This window comes from Aliiruegeria haliotis (genome assembly GCF_003003255.1).
Classification (GTDB): Bacteria; Pseudomonadota; Alphaproteobacteria; order Rhodobacterales; family Rhodobacteraceae; genus Tropicimonas; species Tropicimonas haliotis.
The window spans coordinates 370,876-395,177 of the sequence record NZ_PVTD01000001.1; the positions used below are offsets into that span (position 1 = coordinate 370,876).

The following is a 24,302-nucleotide window of genomic DNA, read 5'->3' on the forward strand; positions in this document are numbered from 1 at the left end:
GCTTCGGCGCGGCTGGAGGAAGCGCGGAAGCCCGGGCGCCGGTTCGCTGGTGCGGGAAAGGGGCCGCGACCGAACCCTGGTTGTCCCGGTTTGGCCAGACGGCGTCGGAGAGGCGCGCGCACCGCGCGTCAGCGCGGCCCTGCCAAACGGGAGGCGGTGCATCTTCGATGCATCGACGACGGGCGGGAGCGCCCCGGTTCTTTGGCGACTCAGGCCGGGAAGACGAAACAGCGGTCGCGCCGCAGTGTCAGCCAAAGCGGCGTGCCGGGCTTCGGCAGGAACACCGCCGGCACCGTTGCCTTCAGGCTGGAGCCGTCGTGGTCCATGCGGAATTCCACAAGGCTTTCACGGCCCATGAAACGCGCCCGTTGCACCACGCCCCGGGCTGCGACGCCATCGCTGGCGGTCGGGTTGGGGCCGCGTCCCTGGCGATCGAAATCGATGCGCAGGTGTTGGGGGCGGATCACGATTTCCACCGGGGCACCGTCCGACAGGCCGGGGGTCAGGAACTGGCCGAAGGGCGTGTCGGTCAGCGCGCCCCGGGAGGTCCCCCGGAGCACGTTGATGTCAGAGAAGAACCCGGCCGCCGCCCGGTCTACCGGCGTGTTGTAGACATGGTAGGGCGCACCCTGCTGGACGATCCGGCCTGCGCGCATGAGCGCAATCTCGTCGGCCATGCGCATCGCCTCGTCCGGCTCGTGGGTGACGAGCAGGACGGCGGTGTTCTCTTCCTTCAGCAACGCCAAGGTGCGGTCCCGGATCTCGTCGCGCAGGCGGTTGTCGAGGCCGGAGAACGGCTCGTCCATCAGCATGATCGCCGGGCGCGGTGCCAGCGCGCGGACCAGTGCCACCCTCTGCTGCTCGCCCCCGGAGAGCTGGTGCGGGAACGCGTCGAAAAACCCGCCGAGGTCCACCCGCTCCAAGAGCTCACGGACCCGCGCCTCGTGACGGCGCAGCCCCCCGTCGAGCCCGAAGGCCACGTTGTGGGCAACGCTCAGGTGAGGGAAAAGGGCAAAGTCCTGAAACATGAGCCCGATGCCACGGTGTTCGGGCGGCGCGTGGCGGCCGTCATCGGAGACAACCACGCCGTCCACGAGAATGCGGCCGGTGGTTTGACGGTCGACCCCGGCGACAATGCGCAGCGTGGTAGACTTCCCGCAGCCGGAGGGGCCCAGAAGGCAGGTAACCTGCCCCGGCGTGACCGAGAGCGACACGCCGGCCACGACATCGCGCCCGTCGAAATGGCGGGTGATCTGGTCGATCTCCAGGCGGGGTGCGGCGGTCACGGCAGTTTGTCGATTGTTTCTCTCGGGTTCCGGCAGCCCTAGCAGCGGGGCGGGTGCGGGGCAAGGGGGCGACAGGGGGGGCAGGCTGGGATCCGGGGCCCGCCTGCACGGCAGCGCACGACAGCGGCTGCCATGCGCTGGTCAATGGCACCGGCGCGGCATAGGCTGCGCGCCAGCGAGCAGGGGCGAGCCATGGCAGACGAGATCCAGACCGAAGAGCGGCAGCGCGGTGCGAAGGTGTTGCGGAACGTCGTTCCCTACCTTTGGCCACACGGCGAGGCCGGGGTGAAGCTGCGCGTGGTCTCGGCTCTGGCCGTCCTGGTTCTGGCAAAGCTGGTGGCAGTGGCGACACCCCTTTTTTACAAGCAGGCGGTTGATGCGCTGGCCGGCGACGCGCCGGACGCGGCGACGATCCTGGGGCTCGGGGCGATCGGGTTGACGGTGGCCTACGGGGGCGCCCGGCTGCTCAATATCCTGTTCCAGCAATTGCGGGACGTGATCTTCGCGCGGGTCAGCCAGGGTGCGCTGCGCAAGCTTGCATTGCGAACCTTCCGCCATATCCACGCGCTGAGCCTGCGCTACCACCTCACGCGCAAGACCGGCGCTTTGAGCCGGATCATGGAACGCGGGGTCAAGGGCGTCTCCTTCCTGCTGCGCTTTCTTCTGTTCTCCATCGGGCCGCTGCTGCTGGAGCTGATCATGGTGTGCGGTGTGTTGGTGGTGCTGTTCGACTGGCGGTTCCTCGCGGTGCTGGTGGTGACCATCGCACTCTATGTTTGGTTCACCTTCGCGATCACCGAGTGGCGCGTGCGCATTCGGCGCGAGATGAACGAACAGGACAACGAGGCCAACCAGCGGGCCGTCGATTCGCTGTTGAACTTCGAGACTGTGAAGTACTTCGGCGCCGACCGGCGGGAGGCCGACCGTTACGATTCCGCGATGGCGGGATACGAGGTCGCCGCGCTGAAGACCGCCTATTCGCTGGCGCTGATCAACCTCGGGCAGGGGGTGATCATCAACGCGGGTCTGGTCGCGGTCATGGTGATGGCGGCAATGGGGGTGGCGTCGGGCGATTTCACGGTCGGGGATTTCGTCATGGTCAACGCCTACATGATCCAGATCATCATGCCGCTCAACTTCCTCGGCACGGTCTACCGCGAGATCCGGCAGAGCCTTGTCGACATGGGAGAAATGTTCGACTTGCTGGAGCAGCCCGCGGAGGTCGTGGACAAGCCCGGCGCGCCGAACCTGAACTGCGTCCGGGGCGAGGTCGTCCTGGACGATATCCACTTCGGCTATGAGCCGGAGCGGCCAATCCTGAAAGGTGTCTCCATCACCGTGCCGGCGGGCCGGAGCCTTGCTATCGTCGGGCCGACCGGCTCGGGAAAGTCGACCATCGGCCGGCTGCTGTTTCGGTTCTATGACGTGGATGCCGGGGCGCTGCGGATTGACGGGCAGGATGTTCGCGACGTCACCCAGCATTCGCTGCATTGCGCGATCGGAGTGGTGCCGCAAGACACCGTGCTCTTCAACGACTCGATCTACTACAACATCGCCTATGGCGATCCGCAGGCGACACGCGAACAGGTCGAGGCGGCCGCGCGGGCGGCGGAGATCCACGACTTCGTGCTGGGTCTGCCGAAAGGATACGAGACACAGGTCGGCGAGCGCGGGCTGAAGCTCTCGGGCGGGGAAAAACAGCGTGTGGGTATCGCCCGGACAATCCTGAAGAACCCGCGGATCCTGCTGTTGGACGAGGCGACCTCTGCGCTCGATACCCGGACCGAACAGGACATCCAGGCATCTCTGGCGGCCATGGGGCGGGGGCGCACGGTCCTGATGATCGCGCACCGGCTCTCCACTGTCGTCGATGCCGACCAGATCGTGGTGCTGGACTCGGGCGAGGTTGTCGAACGGGGCAGCCACGCGGAATTGCTGGCGCAGGGCGGACGCTACGCGTCGATGTGGGACACGCAGCGAAGCAGTCGCGATGCCGATGCGGTTGCGTGAGCCCATCGCCCGCCGTGTAGCGCCGTTGCTGGCGACCGCGATGTGACATTGATTCGAAAGGTGCCATGGTCCGGTGGTCATCATGTGTGATGCCGGACATCCGTGGGACTGTCGGCGCGGCGTTTGGCCGGATGTATTCCGGGACGGGCCCGGCTACGCGCCGAAAACTGTTGCCACGATGCCGATGCGGTCGGGGGACCTTATCGCCAGCCGTGTAGGTCCGGGTCCGCCAACCCCGACGCAACACTGAACCAACTGGCGCCGTCGTCCGGTGGGCACTCTGCGGGAGGCGGGACGGCGGTGTGACTGGAGGCGCCGCATCTGGCCGGGCCTGATCCGGGACAGGCACGGTTGCGCCCACCCGAATCTCATCACGATGTCGACGCGACCGGTGGATGACCCTGCGCGCCGGAGGCGTGGACGTGCAGGGCTGCTGTTGTGGGGGGCCGCGTCGGGGCGCCCTGAACCGAATGGACTGGCCGGGCTCGAAGTCATTGGCCGTAGGCGAGTTGGCCGCCTCGGGGGGAGGTCTCATGCTTGGTCGCTGGAGTGCAGGCTGTCATGCCCCGCCAGATGTGGCTGGTCGTCGTCGCGATCACCTCGGCGTCAGATGAAACGAGGGCCGGGCATTGCGCCTGCCCGGCCCCGTCGATTGCCTATTCCGCTGCCCGGACGTTGGGGCCGGGCGGCTGGTCGTCGGGATCGTTGGCCGGCTTTGCCTTGGTGCCCGCAGATACCGGATCCGTTTTCCAGATCTCGTCGATTGTGCCGGGGGCCGGCGCGGGATCTACAGGGGCAGGCGTTGGTTCCCCGGCCTGCGCGAAGGAGGTGTCGGACCCGGTTGCCGGCGCCGCATCCACCGGCGTGGTCTGTTCTTCTGCGACGTCCTGTGGGTCGATCCAGACCAGTTCCGGCGCGCGAACGCGGCTGGCGGCGCGGCCGAGTTTCCAGTCCTGCGCAGCGCGGCCGCGGCGACCGCCACCAAGCACGCGCATCAGGCGAACCCCACCATAGGCGCCTTCCCAGAACCAGACCCGCAAGGCGAGCATCGACGGCGTGAACACCAGCGTCAGCACAGTGGCTGTCCCGAGCCCGAAAACCACCGCCGTCGCCAGCTGTTTCCACCACAGGGCCGTGGGGCTGTCGACCGTGTAGCCGCCACCGAAGAAATCGAGGCTGAGGCCGAACATCATCGGCGCAAGTCCCGCCATGGTGGTGATCGTGGTCAGCAGCACCGGGCGCAGGCGCGCCTCGGCGGTGCGGATGATCGCCTCGATCCGCGGCATGTACTGGCTGTATTCCTGGTAGGTATCGATCAGCACGATGTTGTTGTTCACCACGATCCCGGCCAGGGCGACGATGCCCGTGCCGGTCATGATGATGGAGAAGGGCTGCTGCATCACCAGCATGCCGATCAACACACCCGCGGTCGACAATACCACGGCAAGCAGAACCAGGGTGGCATTGTAGAAACTGTTGAACTGCGTCAGCAGGATCACGAACATCAGCGCCAGCGCGCCGGCAAAGGCGGTTTGCAGGAAGGCCTGGCTTTCCTCCTGATCTTCCTGGTCGCCGGTCCACTGCCAGCTGACGTCATCGGCGAAGGGACGCTCGGTCTCTATCCAGCGGGTCAGTTCGGCGATGCGCTCGGTCGGGGTGAGCGGCACGACGGAGAGGCCCTCGGACGCGACGCGATCGATGATCGCGGGGTCGGTTTGCGCGGCCTCCGCGTTGACGATGTCGACGATCTCGCCGTCGCCGTCTACCAGCTTGGCAAGGTTCGCGCGCACGTCGGCCTTCACGTCGTAGTAGCGTTCCGAATCCACCCGGTCGATGCGCGCCAGTTTCGGCACCGGCTTGCGGGTGATGAAATTCGACAGGGGCACGAGGCCAGAGGATGTGCGCACCTTCAGGGAATCGAGGGTGGACAGCAGGCGGTCCTCCTCGGGCAGGCGCACCCGGATCTCGATCTCCTCGTCGGAGCTGTCGACCCGCATCGTGTCGAGCAGGATGCCCCGGGTGACAAGCTGCACCATGGCACCCACGGTCGCCACATCGGCGCCGTAGCGGCCCGCCTTGGCGACGTCGACATCGATCTGCCAGTCGATGCCCGGCAGGGGCAGCGTGTCCTCGATGCCGAACAGGCCGGGGGTTGCCTCGAAACGGTCAACCGCGCCTTCGACGGAGGCGATGAGCGACGTCCAGTTGTCGCCGGTCAGGCGCAGGTGCACAGGCTTGCCGGACCCAGGCCCCATGGAGAGGTTGAGAACCTCCGTGTAGATCCCGGGTACCTTGGCCAGTTCCTCTTCGAGCCGCGCAAGGACCAGATCCCCGTCGAGATCCGGCCGATCGGTGCGATCCTCCCAACGGACAAGCTCGATCTGGATCTGGCCGATGGCGTCACGAGGCCCGCTTGCGCCACCCGTATTCGCGTTCAGCCCGCCTTCTCCGGCGAAGGAGAAAGCGTTGTCGACACCCGGCTCCCGCAGGACGATTTCCTCGACCTCGCGGACCATGGCGTCCTTCTCGTCGATGGAGAGGTTGCCGCGCGCGCGGACGTAGACGATGGCCTGCTCCGGCTCGCTCTCGACAAAGAACTCCACGCCGCGATTGTTCGCGCCGTAGTAGGAGAAGGTGGACATGACGAAGAACCCGACACCCACGGCCACGACGATGGGCATGATCGGGTTGCCGGCAATGATCTTGATGATCCAGCCGAACAAAGTGCGGCGGTGACCGGCGCGAATGCGCCGCTTGCGCCACGTGGGCTTGGCCGCGTCAAGGGTGATGGAGGTGGCGAAGGCGCCGAAGAACAGGACCAGCACGCCGAGCACGCGCCCGGATGCGCCCGCGTCGCCGGGCAGGATGTAGGCAGGGTTCAGCACCTGCATGGCGCCGACGAAGATCAGGTACATCGAGGGCGGCACGAGCACGGCCTTGACGATCCACGGCCAGGGGCGGATCGCCTCCGCCACATGGTGGAAGCTGCGCGCGAGCCGGCCAGAGACGCCGCCCATCACCGGCAGGAACACCAGCGCCACGATGAGCGAGGACGACAGCACGAAGATCAGGGTCACCGGCAGCATGCCCATGAACTCGCCCGGCACCCCGGGCCAGAACAGCATCGGCAGGAAGGCGCAGAGCGTCGTGCCGGTCGAAGAGATGATCGGCCAGAACATCCGCTTGGCGGCCTCGACATAAGCATGCATCGGGCCGGTGCCGGCCTGAATGCGCTTGTCGGCATATTCCACCACCACGATGGCCCCGTCGACCAGCATCCCGACCGACAGGATCAGGCCGAACATGACGATGTTGGACACCGCGATATCCATCAGCGACATGAAGAGGAAACACATCAGGAAGGACGTGGGGATCGCGAACCCAACGAGCAGCGACGGGCGCGGGCCGAGCGCGGCCAGCACCACGATCATCACCAGCCCGATGGCCGTCAGTACCGAGCTTTCGAGCTGCCGCACCATGGATTCGACCTGGACCGACATGTCGTTGGAGGTGCCGACGACGATGGCGTCCTGTAGTTCCGGCGGCCATTTGGACCGTGCCTCCTGCACGGTTTCGCGCACCATCGCGACGGTGTCGATGATGTTGTAGCCCTTGCGCTTGACCACCTGCAGGGCGACCGTCTTGTCGCCGTCGAACCGCGCGGTTCCGGCGCGATCCTCGTAGGTCAGGGAAATCGTCGCGAGGTCGCCCAGCGTGATGACGGAATCCCCGTTTACCTTCACCGGGATGGCGTAGATATCTGCCGTCGTCTCGAAAGAAGAGGGGATCTTGACCGCGAAGGACCCTTGGTCGCCTTGGATCTCCCCGGCCGCGATCAACTGGTTGTTGTTGGACACCGCGTTGATCAGCTCGCCGGCGGTGACGTTGTAGGCTTCGAGTTTCAGCGGGTCGATGGTGACCTCGACCATCTCGTCGCGATGCCCGGCCAGCGCGGCTTCGAGTACCGGCTCCAGTCGCTCAAGGTCGGTTTGCAGGTCGTTGGCGATCCGCAGCAGCGTGCGCTCCGGCAACGGGCCGGTGAGGTTCACGATGACGATAGGAAATTCGGAGAAGTTGAACTCGTCGACCGAGTAGTTCTCCGCACCTTCGGGGAAGTTCGCTTCCGCCTTGTCCATCGCGGCGCGCACGTCGGCCATGGTGCCGGACTTGTCCCAGCCGAACTCGAACTCCAGAACGAGGTTGGCATAGCCTTCCACGGCGGTGCCGGACATCGTCTCCAGCCCGTCGAGATCCGCCATCTCCGTTTCCATCGGCTTGACCAGCAGCTTCTCGGCGTCGGCCGCGGAGATGCCGGGGAAGGGGACGGAGATGAAGATTGCCGGGATCTCGATGTCGGGCTCGCCTTCCTTCGGCAACCCGATATAGGTCGCCGTCCCCGCCACGATGGCGAGGCCGATGAAGGCGAGGATCATTCGCGTGTGATGAGAGGCCCAATCGACGATGCCGGTCATGCGCTGTCTCCTGGTCCGATCTACTGGGTGGCCGGGCCGTCGCGGAACGTCAGTTCCAGCGGCACGCCGTCGGTCACGTATTCCTGTCCCACGACGATCAGGTCGACATTGGTGTCGAGCCCGGCGACATAGACGCCTTCCTGCTTGTCCTTGAGGAAGTCCACCGGGGCGAACTGCGCCACGACGCCCTTGTCGGCATCCTCGATTGCCAGCCGCACGCCCAGCCGGCCCCCGTCGTCCAGTGTCAGCGCAGAGGCCGGCACGAGATGCGCGGTGACGCCTGCGGCGGCAATGGCGATATCGGCGGTCTGCCCGTCACGGATGCGGAGCGCGGGGTTCGGGATCTCGATTTCCACCCGGAAGGTGCGGGTCACGGGATCGGCGGAGCGCGACAGGAACGTGACCTTGCCCTCCACCTCGGTGCCCGTCACCAAACGGGCGCGGGCCGCGGCACCGACCGCGATGGCTTCCACCTGCGTTTCCGGCACGAAGCCCACAAGCTTGATCGGGTCGAGCTGGATCACCGTGGCGCACGGCGATCCCGGCTGCATCAACGCGCCAAGTTCGGCGGTGTCGGTTTCCAGAAGGCCGTCGAACGGGGCCACGAGTTTCAGGCGATCGATCTCCCGCTCGGCGGCGGCGACGGAGGCCGCGGCGGCCTGAACGCCGGAGGTTGCCGATTCCAGTCCGGAACGCGCCGATTCTATCCCCGCCCGTGCGGAAGACACAGCCGCCTTGGTCGAGGCCACGCGGGTTTCGGAGGCATAGCCGCCCTCGATCAGCTTCGTCGCGGCGCGGTCGTTGATCTCCGCCTCCGTCAACAGGGCCTCCGCCTCCGTGAGGCGTGCCTGCGCCAGCGGAAGGCCGGCCTGCGCTTCGGCCAGACGGGCCTGTGCTTCTGCAAGCTGGGCCTCGCGGGTGCCCGGGTCGATCTCGCAGAGCAATTGCCCGGCCTCCACCATGGCGCCCTTGCGCAGCGGCTCGGAGACGATCAGGCCGGAGGTCTCGGCTTTTACCTCGACCTGTCGGGCGGCCTCGGTCCGGCCGCGCACCTGCACCGCATTGTCGATGAGACGCGCGGTCGAAGCCATGACGACAACGGAAACCCGGTCGTCGGCCGAGGCTTCTGTCTCGTCCACGGTTTCCGCGACGACGTCCTCGGGGGCATTCCCGTCCATTCCGGCGAAACGAAGCAGGGAGTCCCGCTCCATGACAAAGAGGTACACGACACTCGCGACAAGCAAGGCGAGCAGCACTGAAAACCACCGCATTGAAATGCCTTTCTGTTTTCTTTTTCGAGCGTTCAAGCTGCGGGTCTGATGGACCCAAAGCGCTACGAGCGCAAGGGTGGGGCCCTTCAGATATATGTTTTACGTTGAAATTGCAGGAGTAGATTACATCTCCGTCAAAGGGGTCGCAAGCGCGGTGTGCCGCGTGCGGCGCAAGGCGCGCGCCCCGAGCGGCGTCTCCGGGCTGCTTGCCGCGACGGCAGATGTCGCCGGGGGAACGGTGCACCGGAAGGGCCACGCCGGGTCCCGGCGCGACCTCCTGACGGCCGAGAGGCTCAAGGTACTGCCCCGAGCCGCCATCCGGCCATGGGGCAGAACGCTGCCTCCGTGGTGTCCCGGCGCTTCCGGGTCTTGGCATCCCGCCGGGCTTCGGGGTAAGAGGGGGCGTTTTCGACAGCGACCGGACGCCCGCCTTTTCAGGCGCTTCCGGCGCCTGGCGGGGCAGGGGCCGCGCCACAGAACAGGCAGGGACGCATGAGCGACACAGACAGCTTTATCGATGAGGTCACGGAAGAGGTTCGCCGGGACCGGTTGTACGCGACCCTGCGCAAGTACGGCTGGATCGCCGGACTCGTGGTCGTAGCGCTTGTCGGCGGTGCGTCCTACAACGAGTACCGCAAGGCCAGCGACCGGTCCGCAGCCCAGTCCACGGGCGATGCGATCCTGTCGGCGCTGGACGAAGCCACGCCAGAGGCACGCATGGCCGGGCTGGAAGGCGTTGAAGGCGCGCCGGAGCTGCAAGGCGTGCTGGCGCTTCTGACGGCCGCAGAGGCGCTTGCCGCCGAGGACCCGGAGGCCGCCGCCGCACTGCTGAAGCCGCTCGCCGAGGATTCGGCCGCCCCGCAGGCCTACAGCGATCTTGCGGCGCTGAAGATGGTCCTGATCGACGCCGAGAGCATGACGGCGGATCTGCGCAGCCAGGTGCTCAACAGGCTGGCGAAGCCGGGCGCTCCCTACCGTGCGCTGGCGATGGAACAACAGGTGCTTGATCTTGCCGCTGCCGGACAGACCGAGGACGCCATCGAGGCCGGCCGGGTGCTGCTGGAGGAACCTTCGCTCACGCAGGGCTTGCTTCAGCGCGTCTCGCAACTGATGCTGGCGCTTGGCGCCGAAGACGAGAACGAGGCCGGCTGAGCGTGCCTGCGCACGGCGGACGGAAAGACGGGGGATGTGTGTGATGGCATTGGGTAGGACCGCGGCACTGGCCATGGTGGCCGTGATTCTCGCCGGGTGCGGAGGCGACCCGCCCCTGCCGGGCGAACGCTACGACGTGCGCACCCCGCTTTCGGTCTCCGAAGCCGGCGTGCCGGCCTCCAGCGCGGCGGCGCAGGGCAGCGGCGCTGCCTCCGCGGTGTCCCGCAGCGTGGCCTTCTCCACACCGCGACAGGTCAACCACACCGCCTGGACCCACCGTGGCGGCTCTGCCCAGCACCGGCTTGCCCATCCGGCGCTCGGCGCCAGCCTGACCCGTATCTGGTCCGCCGACATCGGCGAGGGCAACAGCCGGCAGGCAATGATCACTGCCGACCCGATTGTCGTGGGTGGTCGCGTTTTCACGCTCGATGCCCGCAGCGGCGCGATGGCACACACCACCTCCGGCCAGCCGATCTGGTCGCGTGATCTCACACCGGAGTGGGAGAACAGGAAACATGCCTCCGGGGGCGGGCTGGCTTACGGCGATGGCCGCCTTTTCGTGACCACCGGCTTCGGGCAGCTCCACGCGCTCAGCCCGACCACCGGCGCGACCCTCTGGACCCAGCAGTTCGACGCTCCCGTGGCAGGTGCACCCACCTATTCCGGCGGGCTGATCTACGTCTCCAGCCGAGACAACAGGGCCTTCGCCGTGCGCGCCTCCGACGGGCGTCTGCAATGGGAAGCCCCCGCCGCGCCGTCGCCATCGGCAACCGTGAACGGCTCCGGCCCGGCGGTGAACAGCCGCGTCGCCATCTTTCCCTTCGGCTCCGCCGAGCTTGTCGCTACCCTGCGCAAGGGCGGCATCCGGGTGTGGTCGTCGACGCTCGCCGGACAGCGCCTCGGCTATGCCTATGCCGGCTTCTCCGACATCTCTGCCGATCCGGTCATCGTGGGCAACACTGTCTATGCCGGGTCTCCGTCCGGCCGGCTTGCCGCGATCGACGTCAACAACGGCGAGCGGCGCTGGACGGCCACCGAAGGCGCGTTGAGCCCGGTTTGGGTTGCCGGCGGCTCGGTCTTCGCGGTCACCGACTTGCAGCAGATCGTCCGCATCAATGCCGGCACAGGGGAGGTGATCTGGGCCAAGAACCTGCCGGGGTTCAAGAAGGAGAAACCGCGCCGGTATCGCGATGTCTTCGCCCACTACGGACCGGTGCTGGCAGGCGGGCGCCTGATTGTCGCCTCCGACGATGGCAATATCCGCAGCTTCAACCCGGTCAACGGTGCGCTTGTCTCCGCCGTGCCGATCGAGGATGGCGCGGCCTCCAACCCGGTCGTTGTCAATCGCACGCTCTACCTCGTGACCACCAAGGGCAAGCTGATCGCCTATCGCTAGCCATCGGGCTGCGCATTTCGGGTGATCCTGACCCCGGCGCTTATGCACCGGTCCGCGCGCGTGCGAATGGACTTCAATGCCTTGGCGAAACAGTCTAAGGAAACAGATCGCACCCGATTCCCTGCTTCAAGAGCGCAAGATGTCCTTCACCCTGGCCCTCGTCGGTCGCCCGAATGTCGGCAAATCGACCCTGTTCAACCGCCTTGTCGGCAAGCGTCTGGCGCTGGTGGATGACCAGCCGGGCGTCACCCGTGACCTGCGCGAGGGGGAGGGCCGTCTCGGCGATCTCCGCTTCACCGTGATCGACACCGCCGGACTGGAGGAAGCCACCGACGAGTCGCTTCAAGGCCGAATGCGCCGGCTGACAGAGCGCGCCGTGGAAATGGCCGATGTCTGCCTGTTCATGCTGGATGCGCGGCAGGGCGTGACCCCCGCCGACGAGGTTTTCGCCGATATCCTGCGCCGCAAGTCGGAGCATGTGCTGCTCGCCGCCAACAAATCGGAAAGCAACGCATCCGACGCGGGCGTCTACGAGGCCTATTCCCTCGGCCTTGGCGATCCGATTCGCATCTCGGCGGAGCATGGCGAGGGCATGGCCGACCTGCATGCCGCGCTGATGCCGCTGGCGGATGGTTTCGACGCACGCGCCGCGGCGGAGGCCCCGCAGGTCGATGTCGAGGTGTCGGAAGAGGATGAGGGCGAGGATGCACCGCTGATCACCCGCGCAAGGCCGGTGCAGGTTGCCGTGGTGGGGCGGCCAAATGCCGGCAAATCGACCCTGATCAACCGCATCATCGGCGAGGACCGCCTGCTGACCGGCCCGGAGGCGGGCATCACCCGCGACGCCATCGCGCTGCCGGTGGAGTGGAATGGCACCCATATGCGGGTCTTTGACACCGCCGGTATGCGCAAGAAAGCCAAGGTGCAGGAGAAGCTGGAACGGCTCTCGGTCTCCGATGGGCTGCGGGCGGTGAAGTTCGCCGAGGTGGTCGTCGTGCTGCTCGACGTAGAGATTCCCTTTGAACAGCAGGACCTCCGCATCGCCGACCTCGCGGAGCGGGAGGGCCGGGCGGTCGTCGTCGCCGTCAACAAGTGGGACCTCGAAGACGAGAAGCAGGAGAAGCTGGCGGAGCTGAAGGAGGCATTCAACCGCCTGCTGCCGCAGCTCAAGGGCGCGCCGTTGATCACAGTCTCGGCCAAGACCGGGCGCGGGCTGGACCGCTTGCACGACGCCATCGTCCGGGCGCACGAGGTCTGGAACCGCCGTGTGCCGACGGCGCGGCTCAACCAGTGGCTCACCGGAATGCTGGAGGCGCACCCGCCCCCCGCACCGGGCGGACGCCGGGTGAAGCTGCGCTACATGACACAGGTGAAGACGCGCCCGCCGGCATTTGTCATCATGACCTCCTTCCCAGAGAAGTTGCCCGATAGCTACAAGCGCTATCTTGTCAACGGGTTGCGAGAGGACTTTGACATGCCGGGCACACCGATCCGGCTGACGTTCCGCAGCCAGTCGGACAAGAACCCGTACAAGGACAAGAAGAAGTCCACGCCGTCACGGCTGCGCAAGCACCTCGGGAAGAAGCCGCCAAACGCCTGACGGGACGCCCGCGCCATGGCGCAAGGCTGCGTTCCATCCCGTCCAGAGATGTGTTGCGATGCGGACATTCGGTCGTGGACCGGTATCGCCATGCCGTGCGAAGCATCGCAAGCACGGTGGTTCCAGGGCGGATCGACGCGCTCTTTGCCTTTTCTGCTGCAGGGGACGAACCGGGGTTTCCGAGCGCGTTCGGCCCGTGGCAGAGAACGGGTGCACCCTCGTTCCGACATTGTGCCACGGCTCAGGGGAGAGTTACTGGCCCGCCGACCTCACGACCGCTGTCGGACCCGGAAATCGGGCATGTCCGGTATCTGTGCCCGGTGAGCGGTTCCCCTGCCTACCCGCGTGGGGCCGGTTCGCTCAGAACGTCCAGAGGCGATTGATTCGCTCTTCGCCGAAGCGCTTGCGGGCGAAGGAATAGACCTCCGCGTAGTACTCGCGTGCAGCGGCCTTGTCGGCCTCTGACGGCTCTTTCTTGCGGGGGGAGGCATTCGCGCGGTGTTTAAAATCCGGATCCACGAAGGGAATCTCCAGGAAATCACACAGGCGCTGGACTTCGTCGTTGTTGAAGAAATCCTCGTAGAGCCCGTAGAAAAGCTCGTCTTTCCTGAAGACCTTTTCGAGCGACCTCACTGTTCGGCCATAGCGGGTAAACCGTTCGCAGCGGTCTGTCTTGATCGCCTTCAGGAATCGCTTGTGGGCCGGGTCGCCCTTCAGCCTTTCGCCTTTTTCGGCGACGAAACGGTCGAGCATCCGCAGTTGCGAAAAGCAGCGTTCCAGCGGGTCGCGCATCAGGAACACGACCTTCGGGCGGAACCCGCCCTCGACGGCCATTGTCCGCATCTTTCTGTATTGCTCGACATTGAAACAGGCGTATTCCGGGGTGATGTCGGCCGTCAGCGTGGCGCCTTCCTTGCTCCGCAGCAGGCTCTGGTAATACGGGATGTAGCGGTCGGGCTGGAACTGGTTCAAAACCGAATCCATCACCGACAGGATCTCGTCGGCATCGCCGAAGAGGTCGCCCTTCTTCACCATCTTGATGCGCTCATCCGCCAGGCGCTTCAATTTGTGCATCTTGAAGTCGAGGATGTGCTTGAAACGCTCCGGCTGAAACCGGACGGAGAAGTAGTCCATCTGCTTCTCCACCGGCAGCACAGCGGCCGGGTTCTGGTAGAGGTAGTCATAAAGCCAGGTCGTTCCCGCCTTCTGCGCGCCGACGCCAAACAGGAAGATCGGAGCCTTGCCTTGGGCGGTCTTTTCCGGGGGAACGCTGGGAAACATGTCGGATATCCTGATGTCTGTCGGTGAAAAGGGATTTCCCGCAACGGGGCGCCGGATGCAAGGGGGCGGGTTGCGTCATTTCCGACGCGGGCGCGTGGTTGGTTGCCGTCGTTGCACGGTAGGGCAGGGACGCCGGGCAACCGATGGCTGCCCGGCAGGGGGGTATCAGACCAGCTCGCCCGCGGCGGTGATGCGTGTCTTGCCGCCGAGCCACTGGTGAAGCGCCTGCGGAAGGTGGACCGAACCGTCCTCCTGCTGGCCGTTCTCCAGCACTGCGATCAGGCAGCGGCCGACGGCGAGTCCGGAGCCATTCAGCGTGTGCACGAACTCCGGCTTGCCGCCGCCCTCGGGGCGGAAACGGGCGTTCATGCGCCGGGCCTGGAAATCGCCGCAGACGGAGACCGAGGAAATCTCCCGGTAGCTGTTCTGCCCGGGTAGCCAGGCCTCGATGTCGTGGGTCTTGCGCGCCCCGAAGCCCATGTCGCCGGTGCAGAGCACGACGGTGCGGTAGGGGATGTCCAGTTTTTCGAGGATCACCTCGGCGCAGCGGGTCATCCGCTCATGCTCTTCCAGGCTCTTGTCGGGGTGGGTGACGGAAACCATCTCCACCTTCTCGAACTGGTGCTGGCGCAGCATGCCGGACGTGTCGCGGCCCGCGCTGCCGGCCTCCGAACGGAAGCAGAGCGAATGCGCGGCGTAGCGGCGCGGCAGGTAGCTTTCCTCGATGATGGTGTCGTTGACGATATTTGTCAGCGTGACCTCGGAGGTCGGGATCAGCCACCAGCCTTCGCGCAGCAGGTAGCTGTCCTCGCCGAACTTCGGAAGCTGACCGGTGCCGAACATCATCTCCTCGCGCACCATGACCGGGCCGTTGACCTCTGTCAGGCCGTGCTCGGTGGTATGGGTGTCGAGCATGAACTGCGCCAGTGCCCTGTGCAGCCGGGCCACAGCGCCCGACATGAGCACGAAGCGGGACCCTGCAAGCTTCGCCGCGGTTTCGAAATCCATGCCGTCCTGCACGGCGGCCAGTTCGTAATGCTCCTTCGGCGCGAAATCAAACTCCCGCGGAGTGCCCCAGCGGCGGATCTCCACGTTGTCATTCTCGTCCGCGCCTTCAGGCACCTCGTCTAGGGGCAGGTTGGGCAGCGTGGTGAGAAGCTCCGCCAGGCGGGCATCCTCGGCCTTGGCTTCCTCGTCGAGCCGCGCGATCTCGGCTTTCTTGTCGGCAACGAGCGCGCGCAGGCGCTCGAACTCGGCCTCGTCACCGCGCCCCTTGGCTGCGCCGACCTGCTTCGACGCGGCGTTGCGTTCCGCCTGTGCGGCCTCTGCCGCGGTAATCTTCTCGCGCCGTGCGCTGTCGATGGCCAGGATCTCGGAGGACATCGAGGACACGCCCAGCTTCGCCAGTCCGGCGTCGAAGACTTCGGGGTTTTCGCGAATGAAGCGAATGTCGTGCATCGGGTCTCTCCTTCAGGCCCATCGGTTGATACGTGGGCGCGCTATGCCTCAAAGCAGGCGGAGAGGGAAGGGGGAGGATGCGTGCAGCGCGCAGACGGGCAGGCGAAGGAGCCGACGTGCCACCTGCCGTCGTGCGCGGAATTCCAGCGCCATGCAGGGCCGCGCCCCTCATTCGTTCAGCAGCATCTCCAGCTTTGGCACCGCCACCCGGGTGCCGATCGTCGGGTGCATCACCACGTAGGAAGAAATCACGCCAACCACGCGTTTTTCGCCACCGCGCAGGGCGACCACCGGCCCGCCGGAGCTGCCCTCGATAACCCGGCATTTCACTGCATAGGACATTTGCCCCCGCCAGGTGACCGGGCAGGCGTCGTAGAGGCTCGGCAGGTGGGGGCGGTCCCGCCGATAGCCGACCAGAAGGATCGCCTCGTGCTCGCCGGGGGCGACGTCGGCCGGGATGGGCTGGGCGATCTCGTCCGGTATCGGGGTGTCGAGCGTCATGATCGCGAGGTCGGAATGGGTGCGTGTCGCCTCCGGCGGGGCGCCGGGGTCGTAGTCGGGGTGCAGCCGAATCTGTGCCCCCTTGCGATGCGCGGCAAAGGGGCCACCACGCCATCCGGCCACGAAGTGGACTTCACTTGGTCGTGAGGGTTTCCCGGTCCGGAAGTCGTAGACGCAATGCGCCGCCGTCAGCACCTTGTCGGGCGCCACCAGGGTCGCCGTGCACATCTGACGCTCGTTCCAGCCGGCCTGGTTCAGTCGGCCGACCGCGTTCCAGGCCCCCTGATCCTCCTCGGGAATCGGTGCCGCATTGGCATAGAGCCCCTGCGCGGCCGCATTCCCTGCGAGGCCGAAGGCCAGGCCCGCGGCGGCCAGCAGCCGCGCGGCGGCAATGCGTTTTCCCGAAACCATGCGCGTGATCCTCTCGCACAGCAGCATATCGCAAGGCGCCCCTGTGACGACAGATGCCTCGCGGACATGTCATCGTCTTGCACTTGGCGCATGCGATCCATAGGGTGCGCGCCAAATCCGCGGGGGTTTTGCGCCTTCCGCCCAGACAAGAGGTAACACCCATGTTCGCAACGCCCGCCTATGCCCAGGCTGCCGGTGCCGGTGGCCCCGGAGCCATCATGCAGTTCCTGCCGCTGATCCTGATCTTCGCCATCATGTACTTCCTGCTCATCCGTCCGCAGCAGAAGAAGATGAAGCAGCATCAGAAGATGGTGTCCGAGCTGCGCCGCGGCGACCAGATCGTGACCCAGGGCGGCATCATCGCCAAGGTCGCGAAGGTCAAGGACGACAACGAGCTGGAAGTCGAAATCGCCGATGGTACCAAGGTGCGCGTCGTGCGCTCCACCGTCGCGCAGGTTCTCAGCAAGACCGAGCCCGCAGAGGGCTGAGCCCCAAACACCACTTGCTGAAGGGCGCTCCCCCACATGCTGCAAATCCCGTTCTGGAAACGCCTGCTGATCTGGGGCGTGGTGGTACTGGTCCTTTTCATGGCCATGCCCAACGCCTTCTATCCGCGGGTCGAACGTCACAACGACGCCGTGAAGCTGATCGAGGCCGAGGGCGAAACGCCCGAGCGCCTCGCGGACATGAGTGCCTGGCCGGGCTGGCTTCCGTCCAGCCTCGTCAATCTCGGCCTTGACCTGCGGGGCGGCGCCTACTTGCTCGCCGAGGTGAAGGTCGAAGACGTCTATGCCGACCGCATGGACGGCTACTGGCCGGAGGTTCGGGACGCGTTGCGGGCCGAACGGGAGACCGTCGGGTCGATCCGGCGCGTCGACGGGCCGGCGGGCGAGCTGCATGTGAAGATCGCCAATCCCGAAGCGATGGGACGGGCGATGGAGGTCGTCTCCGAACTGTCCCGCCCGATCCTGAGCCTGACCGGCACGGGGTCCAACGATATCGACGTCTCCGGTCAGGGTGACACGCTGGTGATCACCCTGTCGGAAGCCGAGAAACTGGCCACCGACGACCGCACGGTGCGCCAGTCGCTTGAGATCGTGCGTCGCCGCGTCGACGAGGTCGGCACCCGCGAACCCTCGATCCAGCGCCAGGGCGAGGACCGGATCGTCATCTCCGTGCCCGGAATCGGGTCTGCCGACGAGCTCAAGGAGCTGATCGGCACTACCGCCAAGCTGACCTTCCACGGCGTCGTCAGCCGAACCGCCGACCCGGACACCGCGCCCGGGGCCCGGAACTTCGTCGCGCCCTCGATGGACGAGGAGGGGGTCTACTACATCCTGTCGCAGGACACTGTCGTTTCCGGCGAGGAACTGACCGACGCCCAGCCCAGCTTCGACCAGAACGGGCGTCCCGCCGTGAGCTTCCGCTTCAACCCGACCGGCGCGCGCAAGTTCGGCGACTACACGGCCGAGAACATCGGCGCGCCCTTCGCCATCGTCCTCGACAACGAGGTGATTTCCGCCCCGGTCATCCAGGATCACATCCCGGGTGGGTCGGGGATCATCACCGGCAGTTTCACGGTGGAGGACAGCACCCAGCTTGCCGTGCTGTTGCGCGCCGGTGCCCTGCCGGCAGAGCTGACCTTCCTGCAGGAGCGGACCATCGGGCCGGAGCTGGGGCAAGACAGCATCGACGCGGGCAAGATCGCCACCATCGTGGCCTTTGTCGCAGTGCTGGTCTTCATGTGGCTCAGCTACGGGTTGTTCGGGATCTTCGCCAACATTGCACTGGTCATCAACGTCGGGCTGATCTTCGGCCTGCTGTCGATTATCGGGGCGACGCTGACGCTGCCCGGCATCGCCGGCATCGTGCTGACGGTGGGTATGGCTGTGGACGCCAACGTGCTTGTCTTCGAACGGATCCGGGAGGAACTGAAGACCGCACGGGGCCCGAGTCGCGCCATCGAGCTTGGCTACGAGAAGGCCCTCTCGGCCATCCTGGACGCCAATGTCACCACCTTCATTACCGCCGTGATCCTCTTCGCGCTTGGCTCCGGCCCGGTGCGGGGCTTCGCCATCACGCTCGGCCTCGGTATCCTCACCTCGGTCTTCACCGCGATCTACGTGACGCGGCTGATCATCGTGATGTGGTTCGAACGCCGCCGCCCCAAGACGATCGAGGTCTGATATGCGCCTGAAACTGGTTCCCAAGGACACCAAGTGGGATTTCTTCAAGCGCTGGAAACTCACCTTCGGCGCCTCCGTCTTCGCCATGCTGGCGTCCGTCATGCTGTTCTTCGCGGTCGGGCTTAACTTCGGCATCGATTTCCTCGGCGGCACGACGATCCGCACCGAGAGCACGCAGGCCGTCGATGTCGGCGCATACCGGCAGGCGCTGCGTCCGCTGGACCTCGGTGACATCTCGATCACTGAGGTGTTCGATGCCGATTTCGTCGCGGACAAACGGGTCGCCCAGATCCGGATCCAGGCGCAGGAGGGCCACGAGGCGATCACGCCGGACACCATCCAGGCGATCGAGGCAGCCCTGCAGGGTGTCGATCCGGAGATCACCTTCCCCAGCGTCGAAAGCGTCGGGCCGGAGGTCTCCGGCGAGCTGGTGCAGACCGCGATCCTTGCCGTGGTCCTCGCCATCGCGGCGGTGCTCTTCTATATCTGGCTGCGCTTCGAGTGGCAGTTCTCGCTCGGTGCCGTGGCGGCGTTGGTGCATGACATTACCGTCACCATCGGCATATTCTGCATCCTTCAGATCCGCTTCGACCTGACGATCATCGCGGCGCTGCTGACCATCGTGGGCTACTCGCTCAACGATACCGTTGTGGTCTTCGACCGTGTTCGGGAGAACCTGCGCCGCTACAAGTCGACGGAGCTGAAGCAGGTCCTCAACATCTCCATCAACGAGACACTGAGCCGGACGGTGATGACCTCCGTCACCACGCTGATCGCGTTGATCTCGCTTTATATTCTGGGCGGTGACGTGATCCGCGGGTTCGTCTTCGCGATGATCTGGGGCGTCGTGGTCGGCACCTATTCGTCGGTCTTCGTGGCTTCCGCCATCCTGTTGCGCCTTGGCGTCAAGCGGGACTGGTCGAAGAACAGCGGTGACGGCGGCAAGGCCGGGACGCAGTTCGCCAATATCGATGCCTGACCTTCTGGCAGAGGCCTGGCAGACGCCGGGCCTCGCCTACCTCGCCCTCGTCATCGGCGGCGCCGGCCTCGTGCGCGGCTTTGCCGGCTTCGGCACCGGGCTCATCTTCATCCCCCTCGGCTCGCTGGTGCTCGATCCCGTCTGGGTGATCGTTGCGCTCATGGCGGCCGATCTGGTGGGGACCCTGCCGCTTGTCCCCCGTGCCGTCCGCGATGGACGCCTCCGCGATGTCGCCGCGCTCGTGCTTGGTTGTGCCATCATGCTGCCGCTCGGCACGATGGTTCTGGAACGGCTGGACGATACGCTCTTTCGCTGGATCGCCTCCGGACTGGCGTTGCTGATGGTCGCCGTCCTCGCGTCCGGCTGGCGGCACCACATCGTCCTGAATCGCCGTGCGCTGGTGGCCGTCGGTGGACTGGGTGGATTTCTGGGCGGCACGTCCGGCCTTCCCGGGCCGCCCGTCGTCTTCGCCTACATGAGCGGCCAGTATCCGGCCCAGCGGATCCGGGCCAACACGTTGCTGTTCCTGCTGCTCTTCGAGTTTCTCCTGGCCGCCACATTCCTGCTGCGTGGGCTGTTTGTGCCGCAGGCCTTCGCGATTGGCGTCCTCCTGATCGTGCCCTACATCATCGGCAACCTGCTCGGCGCGCGGATCTTTGACCCCAGGCACGCAAGGCTGTATCGCACGGTTGCCTATGTCATCATCGCCGGTTCCGCCATCGCGGCCCTGCCGGTGTTCTGAAAAGGAGGACCCCATGCGCGTGAACGAGGTCGTTTTCGACGGATCGTTGCCTTTCGAGGGCTACGGCCCCGGTTTCTTCACCCTCGGGGGAGAGCGTCACGACGGCAGCCTGATCGTGTCGGGCGACGGGGTGCAGCCCTGGGCGGGCTATGTCGACCCGGCCCCGATCCTTGCGCTGGTGGACAAGATCGACTTCATCCTACTTGGCACCGGGGCAGAGATCGCACACCCGCCAACCGCTTTCCGCACGGCGCTGGAGGAGGCCGGGATTGGCATAGAGCCGATGGCGACCCCCTCCGCCTGCCGGACCTACAACGTCCTGCTGAGCGAAGGGCGGCGAGTCGCGGCCGTGGTGCTGGCCTTGCCGGCGGAGGATGCCGCGGCCGGAGCCTGAACCGCGGCCGGTCGATCCGGGTCGGACCCGGCGGGTGGCCGATGGTGCCCGCAATCCGTGTCGCCGGTCGATGTTCGCTGCCAAGGCGAGGCTTCGGGTCCTGGTGATGGTCGCGGCGGAAGTGGTTCCGATCCCGCCCGGTTCATGGCCCCCGCGCATCCGGTGGCATCCGCAGCAGGCCCTTCCGCGTGCCGCAAAACTCCCCTCTGGGCGCTCGCATCACGCCATGCCGCATGGTCGGAGCCTCCCCGCGCTGTGTCCCCACGGCCAACCGAAGGGGACGCGCGCGATGTCGCGGGCGCGGTCCCTTCCGGTTCGCCGATGGCTCGGCTAGACCGGGTGCCATGGAAATGCACGTGACGAACCTGGCCTGCACCCGCGGCGGCCTTCGGGTGCTGGAAGGGGTGAGCTTTCGCGTCTCTCCCGGCCAGGCGCTGGTGTTGCGCGGACCCAATGGCATCGGCAAGACGACCTTGCTGCGGACGCTGGCCGGGCTGCAACCGGCCGACGCGGGCAGCGTCGATCCGGGACCCGAGGCGATGGCCTATGCCTCTCATGCCGATGGCAACAAGGCGACGCTGACCGTCGGGGAAAACCTGACCTTCTGGGCCAGGCTGCACGGGATGACCGACATCGGCGCGGCACTTCGGGATTTCAACCTGGAGACACTGGTGGAGCGGCCGGGCGGGTCGCTATCGGCTGGTCAGAAGCGCCGGCTTGGCCTTGCCCGCATGGCGGTCACGGGCCGGCCGATCTGGCTCTTCGACGAGCCCACGGTCTCGCTCGACACCGACAGCGTGGCCTTGTTCGCCGCGGCCATCACGCGCCACCTCGACGCCGGGGGGAGCGCCGTGATCGCCACCCATATCGATCTGGGGTTGCAGGGCGAGGTGTTGCAGCTTGGCCCCTTCAAGGCCGAGGCCCCGCAGCATGCGGATGATTTCCACGAGGCCTTCCTGTGATCGCGCTGTTGAAACGCGACCTTGCGCTTGCGGTACGGGCGGGCGGCGGGTTCGGCCTCGCGCTGGCATTCTTCCTGATTGTCGTGACGCTGACACCCTTCGCGGTGGGGCCGAATTCCGCGACGCTCTCGGTGATCGCGGCGGGCATCCTGTGGCTCGGGGCGCTGCTGTCATGCCTGCTGTCGCTTGACCGGATCCTTGCGCTCGATTTCGAGGACGGGTCGCTTGAGCTGCTTGCCACCGCCCCGATCCCGCTCGAAGGAGTTGCCGCGACCAAAGCCGTGGCGCACTGGCTGACGACCGGCCTGCCGCTCACGCTGGTGGCACCGGCGCTTGGCGTGCTGCTGAACCTGCCCGAGGGCGGATACCTCTGGCTGACGCTATCGCTGGCGATCGGGACACCTGCACTCTCAGTCATCGGGACATTCGGGGCCGCACTCACCGTGGGGCTCAAGCGCGGCGGCCTGCTGCTCTCGCTGATCGTGCTGCCGCTCTACGTGCCAACGTTGATCTTCGGCGCCGAAGTTGCACGGCGCGGGGCGGAGGGCATGTCCCTCGATACACCGCTCGCGATCCTCGCCGGTATCACGCTGGCGACCATCGCGCTGCTGCCTTTTGCCTCGGCTGCGGCAATCCGCATCAACCTGCGGTGAAAATGTGCGACTAGGCTACGTTGAGGACCCCCAGAGGAACGAATAGGCTCCGCGCCATGTCTGAACGCCTGACACGACCCACATCGCTTTGGGAATATGCCAACCCGCGCCGCTTCATGGCCCTTTCGGGCTTCCTGTTGCCGTGGGTCGCCATCGGAACCGCCGCCACGCTGCTGATCGGCCTTGTGTGGGGGTTCTTCTTCACCCCGGACGACTACCGGCAGGGATCGACGGTGAAGATCATCTATGTCCATGTGCCCTCGGCCATGATTGCCATCAACTGCTGGCTGATGATGCTGATCACCTCGCTTGTGTGGCTGATCCGGCGGCACCATGTCTCCGCGCTGGCCGCCAAGGCCGCCGCCCCGATCGGGGCCACCATGACCGTCATTGCGCTTCTGACCGGCGCCATCTGGGGGCAGCCCATGTGGGGCACCTGGTGGGCCTGGGATCCGCGGCTGACTTCCTTCCTGATCCTGTTCCTGTTCTACCTCGGATACATGGCGCTCTGGGCGGCGGTGGAGAACCCCGATACCGCGGCGGAGCTGACCTCCGTGCTGTGCATCGTGGGCTCTGTCTTCGCCGTGCTCAGCCGCTATGCGCTGGTGTTCTGGAACCAGGGACTGCACCAGGGCGCCTCGCTCTCGCTCGACAAGGAGGAGAACGTTTCGGATGTCTTCTACTGGCCATTGCTGCTCTGCATCGCGGGTTTCGTTGGCTTCTTCATCCTGCTGATCCTGATCCGGACCCGGACAGAGGTGCGCGCGCGCCGCTTGCAAGCGCTGATTGCACGGGAGCGCATGGCATGATGCCGGATCTTGGAAAGTACGCCGCCGACGTGCTGGCGGCCTATGCCGTCTCTCTCGGCCTGATCGCCGTTCTTCTCATCGTGTCATTGCGCCAGTCCCGCAAGACCCGCACCGCCCTTCGGCAGGTGGAGGAATCCCGCCAGGCAAAGGCTTCGGCGCAACAGGGGAGTGCCACCGGGAATGGCTAGGATATCACCTCTCATGATTTTGCCTCCGGCGATATTCGCCGCCGTGGCGGGGTTGTTCTTTGCCGGCATGCACCGGGAAAACCCGGATTCCCTGCCCACGGCACTCAAGGGGCAGCAGGCGCCGACGCTGGAACTGGCACCGCTTGCCGACAAGCCTCTGCTGACCGACGAGGCCCTGCGCAATGGCGATGTGAAACTGGTCAACTTCTGGGCCAGTTGGTGCGCGCCCTGCCGGGTGGAGCACCCGCAGCTGGTGGAACTCGCCAAGGAAGGCATCGAGATCCACGGGATCAACTACAAGGACAAGGACGACAAGGCGCTGGCCTTCTTGTCCGGGCTTGGCGATCCCTACACGCTGAGCGGCACCGATTCCTCTGGCCGGACGGGCCTCGACTGGGGCGTCTACGGCGTGCCGGAGACCTTCGTGGTCGATGGCGAAGGCCGGATCGTGACCCGCTTCGCCGGGCCGATCATTTCCTCGGTACTGGAGAACACCATCCGGCCCGCGATCGAGGAAGCCCGGGGCAACTGATCCAGCGGTCTTGGGCCCG

Annotated in this window: 20 protein-coding genes; 14 read left to right on the forward strand and 6 right to left on the reverse strand. The window is 66.0% G+C overall.

Annotation, left to right across the window (positions count from 1 at the left end):
• Positions 1–209: 209 nt before the first annotated feature.
• Complete coding sequence (locus tag CLV78_RS01660; RefSeq protein WP_106203030.1) at positions 210–1,286, reverse strand: ABC transporter ATP-binding protein; 1,077 nt, start codon at positions 1,284–1,286, stop codon at positions 210–212.
• A gap of 192 nt (positions 1,287–1,478) precedes the next feature.
• On the opposite strand from CLV78_RS01660, the gene CLV78_RS01665 reads away from it, so the two are divergent.
• Complete coding sequence (locus tag CLV78_RS01665) at positions 1,479–3,296, forward strand: ABCB family ABC transporter ATP-binding protein/permease (RefSeq protein WP_106203031.1); 1,818 nt, start codon at positions 1,479–1,481, stop codon at positions 3,294–3,296.
• Positions 3,297–3,952: 656 nt separating this feature from the next.
• Here CLV78_RS01665 and CLV78_RS01670 read toward each other — a convergent pair.
• Entirely contained in the window at positions 3,953–7,768 is a 3,816-nt protein-coding gene (locus tag CLV78_RS01670; RefSeq protein ID WP_106203032.1) for an efflux RND transporter permease subunit, read from the reverse strand.
• Between the two features lie 20 nt (positions 7,769–7,788).
• Complete coding sequence (locus CLV78_RS01675; protein ID WP_106203033.1) at positions 7,789–9,039, reverse strand: efflux RND transporter periplasmic adaptor subunit; 1,251 nt, start codon at positions 9,037–9,039, stop codon at positions 7,789–7,791.
• Positions 9,040–9,531: 492 nt separating this feature from the next.
• Here CLV78_RS01675 and CLV78_RS01680 point away from each other — a divergent pair, with 492 nt between their 5' ends.
• The 3 genes from CLV78_RS01680 to der all read left to right on the forward strand — a co-directional run bounded on the left by CLV78_RS01680 (position 9,532) and on the right by der (position 13,187).
• A complete protein-coding gene (locus CLV78_RS01680) occupies positions 9,532–10,191 on the forward strand; it encodes a hypothetical protein (protein WP_106203034.1) in 660 nt (219 codons plus the stop codon).
• 43 nt (positions 10,192–10,234) lie between these two features.
• Positions 10,235–11,587 (forward strand): PQQ-like beta-propeller repeat protein, encoded by a 1,353-nt coding sequence (locus CLV78_RS01685; RefSeq protein ID WP_106203715.1) that lies wholly within the window; start codon positions 10,235–10,237, stop codon positions 11,585–11,587.
• A 139-nt stretch (positions 11,588–11,726) separates the two neighbouring features.
• Complete coding sequence (der, locus tag CLV78_RS01690; protein WP_106203035.1) at positions 11,727–13,187, forward strand: ribosome biogenesis GTPase Der; 1,461 nt, start codon at positions 11,727–11,729, stop codon at positions 13,185–13,187.
• Positions 13,188–13,547: 360 nt separating this feature from the next.
• Here der and CLV78_RS01695 read toward each other — a convergent pair whose 3' ends face one another.
• The 3 genes from CLV78_RS01695 to CLV78_RS01705 form a co-directional block, all read right to left on the reverse strand.
• Positions 13,548–14,468: a sulfotransferase gene (locus CLV78_RS01695; RefSeq protein WP_106203036.1), complete on the reverse strand. Its 921-nt coding sequence runs from the start codon at positions 14,466–14,468 to the stop codon at positions 13,548–13,550.
• Positions 14,469–14,633: 165 nt separating this feature from the next.
• Entirely contained in the window at positions 14,634–15,926 is a 1,293-nt protein-coding gene (serS, locus tag CLV78_RS01700) for a serine--tRNA ligase (RefSeq protein ID WP_106203037.1), read from the reverse strand.
• A gap of 168 nt (positions 15,927–16,094) precedes the next feature.
• On the reverse strand, positions 16,095–16,838 hold the full coding sequence (locus CLV78_RS01705; protein WP_158263397.1) for a trypsin-like serine peptidase: 744 nt from the start codon (positions 16,836–16,838) through the stop codon (positions 16,095–16,097).
• A 161-nt stretch (positions 16,839–16,999) separates the two neighbouring features.
• Between CLV78_RS01705 and yajC the strand changes: the two genes are divergently transcribed.
• The 10 genes from yajC (at position 17,000) to CLV78_RS01760 (ending at position 24,283) form a co-directional block, all read left to right on the forward strand.
• Positions 17,000–17,326, forward strand: a complete 327-nt coding sequence (gene yajC, locus CLV78_RS01710) for a preprotein translocase subunit YajC (protein WP_106203039.1) — start codon at positions 17,000–17,002, stop codon at positions 17,324–17,326.
• 36 nt (positions 17,327–17,362) lie between these two features.
• Positions 17,363–19,024 (forward strand): protein translocase subunit SecD, encoded by a 1,662-nt coding sequence (gene secD, locus CLV78_RS01715; RefSeq protein WP_106203040.1) that lies wholly within the window; start codon positions 17,363–17,365, stop codon positions 19,022–19,024.
• 1 nt (position 19,025) lies between these two features.
• On the forward strand, positions 19,026–20,003 hold the full coding sequence (gene secF / locus CLV78_RS01720) for a protein translocase subunit SecF (RefSeq protein ID WP_106203041.1): 978 nt from the start codon (positions 19,026–19,028) through the stop codon (positions 20,001–20,003).
• Positions 19,996–20,745 carry a sulfite exporter TauE/SafE family protein gene (locus tag CLV78_RS01725; RefSeq protein ID WP_106203042.1) on the forward strand — a complete coding sequence of 250 codons (750 nt, stop codon included), beginning with the start codon at positions 19,996–19,998 and terminating at the stop codon, positions 20,743–20,745. The genes secF and CLV78_RS01725 overlap by 8 nt, the downstream gene beginning before the upstream one ends.
• 13 nt (positions 20,746–20,758) lie before the next feature.
• Positions 20,759–21,139: an Mth938-like domain-containing protein gene (locus CLV78_RS01730; RefSeq protein ID WP_106203043.1), complete on the forward strand. Its 381-nt coding sequence runs from the start codon at positions 20,759–20,761 to the stop codon at positions 21,137–21,139.
• A 344-nt stretch (positions 21,140–21,483) separates the two neighbouring features.
• Positions 21,484–22,101 (forward strand): heme ABC exporter ATP-binding protein CcmA, encoded by a 618-nt coding sequence (ccmA, locus tag CLV78_RS01740; RefSeq protein ID WP_106203045.1) that lies wholly within the window; start codon positions 21,484–21,486, stop codon positions 22,099–22,101.
• Positions 22,098–22,754, forward strand: a complete 657-nt coding sequence (ccmB, locus tag CLV78_RS01745) for a heme exporter protein CcmB (RefSeq protein ID WP_106203046.1) — start codon at positions 22,098–22,100, stop codon at positions 22,752–22,754. Before ccmA ends, ccmB begins: the two co-directional genes overlap by 4 nt.
• A gap of 56 nt (positions 22,755–22,810) precedes the next feature.
• The gene (locus CLV78_RS01750; RefSeq protein WP_106203047.1) at positions 22,811–23,563 is read left to right on the forward strand and encodes a heme ABC transporter permease; all 753 of its coding nucleotides are present in this window, start codon (positions 22,811–22,813) and stop codon (positions 23,561–23,563) included.
• Entirely contained in the window at positions 23,560–23,751 is a 192-nt protein-coding gene (gene ccmD, locus CLV78_RS01755; RefSeq protein ID WP_245924802.1) for a heme exporter protein CcmD, read from the forward strand. Before CLV78_RS01750 ends, ccmD begins: the two co-directional genes overlap by 4 nt.
• A gap of 13 nt (positions 23,752–23,764) precedes the next feature.
• Positions 23,765–24,283, forward strand: coding sequence for a DsbE family thiol:disulfide interchange protein (locus CLV78_RS01760; protein ID WP_170111639.1), 519 nt, complete (start codon positions 23,765–23,767; stop codon positions 24,281–24,283).
• Positions 24,284–24,302 lie beyond the last annotated feature (19 nt).

What these genes read in the sequence shown, in the direction of transcription:
- CLV78_RS01675 (WP_106203033.1), bottom strand. Translation starts at nt 9,039, where the DNA reads ATGCGGTGGTTTTCAGTGCTGCTCGCCTTGCTTGTCGCGAGTGTCGTG.
- CLV78_RS01685 (WP_106203715.1), top strand. Translation starts at nt 10,235, where the DNA reads ATGGCATTGGGTAGGACCGCGGCACTGGCCATGGTGGCCGTGATTCTC.
- der (WP_106203035.1), top strand. Translation starts at nt 11,727, where the DNA reads ATGTCCTTCACCCTGGCCCTCGTCGGTCGCCCGAATGTCGGCAAATCG.
- yajC (WP_106203039.1), top strand. Translation starts at nt 17,000, where the DNA reads ATGTTCGCAACGCCCGCCTATGCCCAGGCTGCCGGTGCCGGTGGCCCC.
- CLV78_RS01730 (WP_106203043.1), top strand. Translation starts at nt 20,759, where the DNA reads ATGCGCGTGAACGAGGTCGTTTTCGACGGATCGTTGCCTTTCGAGGGC.
- CLV78_RS01725 (WP_106203042.1), top strand. Translation starts at nt 19,996, where the DNA reads ATGCCTGACCTTCTGGCAGAGGCCTGGCAGACGCCGGGCCTCGCCTAC.
- CLV78_RS01665 (WP_106203031.1), top strand. Translation starts at nt 1,479, where the DNA reads ATGGCAGACGAGATCCAGACCGAAGAGCGGCAGCGCGGTGCGAAGGTG.
- secD (WP_106203040.1), top strand. Translation starts at nt 17,363, where the DNA reads ATGCTGCAAATCCCGTTCTGGAAACGCCTGCTGATCTGGGGCGTGGTG.
- secF (WP_106203041.1), top strand. Translation starts at nt 19,026, where the DNA reads ATGCGCCTGAAACTGGTTCCCAAGGACACCAAGTGGGATTTCTTCAAG.
- CLV78_RS01705 (WP_158263397.1), bottom strand. Translation starts at nt 16,838, where the DNA reads ATGGTTTCGGGAAAACGCATTGCCGCCGCGCGGCTGCTGGCCGCCGCG.
- serS (WP_106203037.1), bottom strand. Translation starts at nt 15,926, where the DNA reads ATGCACGACATTCGCTTCATTCGCGAAAACCCCGAAGTCTTCGACGCC.
- CLV78_RS01760 (WP_170111639.1), top strand. Translation starts at nt 23,765, where the DNA reads ATGATTTTGCCTCCGGCGATATTCGCCGCCGTGGCGGGGTTGTTCTTT.
- CLV78_RS01695 (WP_106203036.1), bottom strand. Translation starts at nt 14,468, where the DNA reads ATGTTTCCCAGCGTTCCCCCGGAAAAGACCGCCCAAGGCAAGGCTCCG.
- CLV78_RS01680 (WP_106203034.1), top strand. Translation starts at nt 9,532, where the DNA reads ATGAGCGACACAGACAGCTTTATCGATGAGGTCACGGAAGAGGTTCGC.
- CLV78_RS01750 (WP_106203047.1), top strand. Translation starts at nt 22,811, where the DNA reads ATGTCTGAACGCCTGACACGACCCACATCGCTTTGGGAATATGCCAAC.
- ccmA (WP_106203045.1), top strand. Translation starts at nt 21,484, where the DNA reads ATGGAAATGCACGTGACGAACCTGGCCTGCACCCGCGGCGGCCTTCGG.
- ccmD (WP_245924802.1), top strand. Translation starts at nt 23,560, where the DNA reads ATGATGCCGGATCTTGGAAAGTACGCCGCCGACGTGCTGGCGGCCTAT.
- CLV78_RS01670 (WP_106203032.1), bottom strand. Translation starts at nt 7,768, where the DNA reads ATGACCGGCATCGTCGATTGGGCCTCTCATCACACGCGAATGATCCTC.